Raw genomic sequence first — 4,137 nt, 5'->3', positions numbered from 1 at the left:
CACCGTTAATATCGGACAATATGTAATCAAGTACATACGTATTTTCCTTAAGTTTAAGTTCGGGTACTCTAAATTTTTGACCAATTTCTATTTTTCCTATAGTTTTTTGGGACTGTTGCGTTACCCTTTTTTGGGCTGAGGGTGCCTCATTTGCTAATGAAACTTGAGGTGCACCGAAACTTACTGCACAAATGAAACCTGCCAGCGCTAAAAAAGGAATTTTCTTTATGTACTGCTTTTTCATTTTTTTAAAACCTCCGTATATGCTTGTTGTCTCTTACATAAGTAAGACGTATGAGCTCCCCTAAAAAGTTTGTTTCGGGTTGGCTGAGAAAGAAACATAATGAATGAATCGTTGTTTTGTGTTCTGTTACATAATTTAGTTCCATTACTACATGGGGTTCGACCGAGATATATGTAATGTCTTTTTTACATACAAAATAAAAATGAACAGACCAATAAAGCCAGATACAGCACAAACAGCATTTGTGTCGGAGGACAAGAACTTGGTCACTTACCCGATTAAACCCTGATTCCCAGAAAAAAAGGAGTCCTAATTATAAGGCTCCTTTTTCAGTTGTGACCTCACCTCCTCCCAATAAAAAACGCCACCGAATGGGCAGCGTCTGCTTAACGTCAGGTCTTATTAAAACTTCAACGTACAAATCACCTTGATCACTATATAGGTCATTTTCTAGACCTCTTGGGTTGCCAATGATGCGTTTAATAAAAAGAGCAGGATACCGAAGCACCTGCTCATCAATGTGTATTATTCAACTATCGTGTCCCGTTAGTTGAACAAATGGATCAAAGTAAGTACTCTTCAATCAGCTGATTGATTGAAGAGAGATGTTTGTTCAGCCAGTCATTCCTTGTTTGAAATTGACTTAGGATGTAATTAAAGTTCTGCTCGATATTTTTTCCAGAATAATGCTGACCGATGTAATATGAAGTACAGTAATATGGTAAATTTGAGTCAAAAACTGCAGTTGATTCATTTCTTGATATATACATCTTCGAAATTGAGAGTAGCCTCTAAATGCCTCCGTTATATCCCATGATCCGTTTGTCAATTGTATGATGTGATTAAGGGAAATGGTAAATTCCATAAAGTTAATATCAAGTGAAGTAAAATCAAAATCCAAAACACCGTGAATTTTGTTCTGGTTTGGGGAAAGATCAAAATTGAATTTTGATTTTCAATTCCAGATAATTTGGTGGATTGTAAGAAAGTGTAATACGCAGATTCCCTTGTAAAGTAAGGAAAAACTGGTTTTTTATGCAACGAATTGCAATCAAGAACAAACACTAAATTGAGACACAATTTAGTCACAATTTCAACGACAAATAGTTACAGGCTTTTACAGCTTCCTGATATATAATATCTTTTGTCGTCTTATAGGAACAGGAACGGAGATAAGTAGAGTGGAACTATTCCTCATAGAAAAAATCGAAACAGTGCGTCTTCAAATGGTTAAGGAAGCATTAGTACAAGACAGTCTTACACATGAAAGTGTTGTTGCAATTAGCCACAAATTGGATAGATATATCGCTATCTATCAAAAGCAAAAAAAGAAAACAGTAGTAGGAGTAATCAAGCAGCATGAGCAGTTAGTGGTTGCTCAATAAAGGACATCTGAACAAAACACTAGCTTTTGTGTGCATGTCTGTCTATGATACATCCCCAAGCACGCAAAAAAGGCCCTAGAATCCATTTTCTTCTTTCTTGGACGAAGTTCACTTCGAAGGAAAGGTAGAATGGAGAATCGGGGCCTTTCTGCTGTCCAGTGAAAATACAGTTTTAGACTGAGGTGCCTGATTTAACGCGGTTTATGAGAATAATGATCGCCAGACTTCAAAAAATAAGTATTAGACTGACCATAAAAATGAAACAGCGGCGGACCAAGACTTGAAAAATAAAGTCTTAGACTGCCGCTGTCCTTATTGAACTAACGTGTCCCGTTAGCTTAACCCCGAGATTAGAGATGCTTCCTTTACCACAGGATATACGCGCCCAAAGCAACAATCATCAAAAAGTATGTGCAGAGCAGAACTTTATCACGAATACTCAATGTTTTTTTGATTTTTTTCTTAAGTTGTGAGAACTTTCGATGCAACAGTCACTTCTGTTCCGAACTCTGCACGGCTAATCATAGCTGCTTATCAAGCAACAGGGTACACTCCACCACTACAACTATGGAATGTTAAGCATTTTCAAGTGAGGGCTTATGAAATGAAGTATAAAAATAGCTCAGATAATTGGGTTGCCTTTACATCAGGTAGTAAAGTAACGACAGAGGAATGGCCATTAGGGTAGCAACCCCTGACGGAAAAGTGTACAATGTGGATAATACATATATTGGTAATACTGACTTATATGTATCTTTAAAATAAAAAATTCATTATTGAGAGGTGTAGTAATGAAAGTTAAAATGATCCTCACATTATTCACTTTTACATTGTTCCTAGCTTTTGGTTATACGGCACACGGGGAAAATCTTCATGACTATTATGAAGATGTAACAGAATATGACTTGAAAAATAGTATGGTTCTTTCTCCTGAAAGCTCCATGGCATTTATTAATGGGCAGAAGGTGTCAGCCGTTCAGCCGATTGTTAAAGATGGAAGAACATTAGTCCCCCTTCGTTTTATTTCTGAAGGATTTGGTGCAAAGGTAGATTTTAATACAAAAAATCAGTCCATTACCATTAAATACGCTGACAAAACCATTTTATTGAAAATAGGAAAGGACGATATTTCTATAAATGGGAAATCGAGTGAAATGGATGTGGCCCCAAGCATTTACAACAATACAACGTATATTCCTTTAAGGTATATTGGCGAGGCATTTAATAAAAAAGTACTCTATTTAAAAAAGTCAGAGATACAACCATATAGTTTAATTATAATTAGGGATGTTAACGCAACAGCGATTGAAAACTCTAATCTTATCCGCGTTTATGAATTACTATACCAAGGAAAATCCATTGTCTATAGTGACCGTTTTATGGTAGTCATTAAAGAAAACGGACAATTATTATTTAGCAATAATTTCTATGATTTCAAGTCTTTTGTTTATCAGGAATTGATTGAGGATACAAACTCGGTTCGACAAGGGGATATATGGTTTAATACAGATATGGGCCATTTTTATTTGAATTATGCCTATAACACAACGCAGGAATTTATTTTATACCGTGTGGATGGAGAAGTGATAACAAGGGTAGCGATTGAAAAAGCACCGATAAGGGCGGTAAAAACATATCTAAACGATCTCTATTATTTGACGAGATATGAGCGTGGTATACTCGATGCTAATGAAACAAGTAATTTAAAATCTGCAACGTTTAACAATGGACAATGGTCTTCTGATTATTTAGGTAAGCCTGGATTTTATTATGGTTTTGACACATTAGGTAAGGCCCATGATTGGCCAATTAATGATAACGGTATCACTACATTTGGCTATCAACGTTTTGGCGATGAAAGCTCTGATGTTAGGAAAAAAACATTTGGAAATTATAGAATCGATCTGAAGGGGCATCACCATGAGCTTGTAACGCCATAAAGTAATTGGCTAGTTGAATTTCTTATTGTTTAGAACTTTATCTAGCCATTGTTTTTGAAAAAATTCATTGAAGGTTCTTTTCCCTAGGTCACCCTCCTTCACCTTGATTCAAGTTACTTCATAGTAATTCACTACTACAACTTAGCATAATGACTCCAACGAATTGCCCGTTCTACGTTACTTTTAACAACTGAAATGGCTGGATCATAACAAAAAGCACCCCACAATTTGATATGCTCCCCTTATAGTAGACAGAAAAAAGCAAGCCGATTAATCTGTCTATTATGGAGGGGATTTTTTTATGGGCGAAATTAGGAAGACTTACGATGTTACATTTAAGAAAAAGGCAGTCAATCTCTATCTCAAAAAGGGAATGAGCTACAAGAGTGTAGGTAAAGAATTGGATATCGACCATTCCTTAGTCCGACGTTGGGTGAATCATTTTCAAGCGGAGGGAATGAAAGGACTGGAGGAGAAAAGAGGCAAAGCAATAGGCCCTGGAGTGGGTAGACCGAGAACTCGATCAGAAGATCCTGAGGTTAAGCTAAAGCGCCTTGAAGCGGAAAAC

At 36.5% G+C, this 4,137-nt stretch carries 4 protein-coding genes and 1 pseudogene; 4 read left to right on the top strand and 1 reads right to left on the bottom strand.

The genetic code is table 11. From position 1 onward, the window contains the following. Nucleotides 1–244, bottom strand: a pseudogene (locus BW961_RS29215) (hypothetical protein); the annotation flags it as partial. Nucleotides 245–1,425: 1,181 nt separating this feature from the next. Between BW961_RS29215 and BW961_RS29210 the strand changes: the two are divergent. From BW961_RS29210 to BW961_RS29200, 4 genes are all read left to right on the top strand, one after another. Next, nucleotides 1,426–1,629 carry an aspartyl-phosphate phosphatase Spo0E family protein gene (locus tag BW961_RS29210; protein ID WP_068591712.1) on the top strand — a complete coding sequence of 68 codons (204 nt, stop codon included), beginning with the start codon at nucleotides 1,426–1,428 and terminating at the stop codon, nucleotides 1,627–1,629. Between the two features lie 469 nt (nucleotides 1,630–2,098). Further along, nucleotides 2,099–2,317: a hypothetical protein gene (locus BW961_RS30220; protein ID WP_139331801.1), complete on the top strand. Its 219-nt coding sequence runs from the start codon at nucleotides 2,099–2,101 to the stop codon at nucleotides 2,315–2,317. 103 nt (nucleotides 2,318–2,420) lie between these two features. Then, nucleotides 2,421–3,569 carry a copper amine oxidase N-terminal domain-containing protein gene (locus BW961_RS29205; RefSeq protein ID WP_068591709.1) on the top strand — a complete coding sequence of 383 codons (1,149 nt, stop codon included), beginning with the start codon at nucleotides 2,421–2,423 and terminating at the stop codon, nucleotides 3,567–3,569. 301 nt (nucleotides 3,570–3,870) lie between these two features. Then, on the top strand, nucleotides 3,871–4,137 hold a 267-nt coding region (locus tag BW961_RS29200), incomplete at its 3' end, for a transposase (RefSeq protein WP_076577007.1).

The sequence above is a fragment of the Paenibacillus macquariensis genome, from assembly GCF_900156375.1.
Lineage (GTDB): Bacteria > Bacillota > Bacilli > Paenibacillales > Paenibacillaceae > Paenibacillus_AQ > Paenibacillus_AQ macquariensis.
This window is presented reverse-complemented; position numbering and strand designations above follow the sequence as displayed.